The following is an 808-nucleotide window of genomic DNA, read 5'->3' as shown; positions in this document are numbered from 1 at the left end:
CAGGCCGCTGCTGCTCCAGCCGCAGTGGATGGAGGCCGCCGGCTGCTCGGACATGTTGTAGGGCACGGTGAAGGCGATGTGCTCCAGCGGGCGCAGCGGGTCGTTGGTCGGCGCCGGCAGCTCGGCGTCGAAGGCCGTGATCGGCGCCACGGGCGAGAGCACGTAGTCCACCTGCGCGCACGCGCGCACCGTGGCCACGCGCGTGGCGTGGAACTGCTGGCTCGCCTCGTAGACGTGGGCAGCGTCGAACTGCGCGGCGCTCATGGCCCAGTCGCGAATGAAGGGCAGCACGCGCGTGCGCTGCTGCGGCGAGAGGGTGCGCAGGTCCATGTAGGAGCGCATGCGCCAGAAGTGGTCCATGCCGTCGAGCATGGTGCGCGTCAGGAAGGGGCGCAGCGGGACGATGGTGGCGCCGGCCTGCTCGAACACGCGGGCCGCGGCCTCCACGGCGGCGCGCACCTCCGGCTGCACCGGCAGGCCGCAGCCGGCGTCCAGCAGCAGCCCAAGGCGCAGGTCGCGCAGGATGTCCGGCGCAGCGGCATAGCCGCCCCAGTCGATGTCCTGCGCCGGCAGACTCATGCTGTCGCGCGCGTCGGGCCGGGCCAGCGCCTGCATCAGCAGGGCCGCATCGCCCACGCTGCGCGTCATCGGGCCGGCGGCGCGCCCGGTGTAGGGGGGGTCGATGGGGATGCGCCCCAGGCTGGGCTTGAGCGTGAAGATGCCGCACCAGCTCGCCGGCAGGCGCACCGATCCCCCGATGTCGGTGCCCACGTGCAGCGGCCCGTAGCCGGCCGCCGCCGCCGCGCCC

At 74.1% G+C, this 808-nt stretch carries 1 protein-coding gene; it reads right to left on the bottom strand.

Going from position 1 to position 808, the window contains the following annotated elements; all coding sequences use genetic code 11:
- Nucleotides 1-808 (bottom strand): amidase family protein (locus A612_RS14640; protein ID WP_019375192.1); only part of this gene is annotated, 808 nt, incomplete at both ends.

Origin of the sequence: Melaminivora alkalimesophila (assembly GCF_000282995.1) — a bacterium.
In the GTDB taxonomy this organism is placed as follows: Bacteria; Pseudomonadota; Gammaproteobacteria; order Burkholderiales; family Burkholderiaceae_C; genus Melaminivora; species Melaminivora alkalimesophila.
Note: the sequence above shows the minus strand (reverse complement) of the source record. Positions and strands in the feature narration are given on the sequence as shown.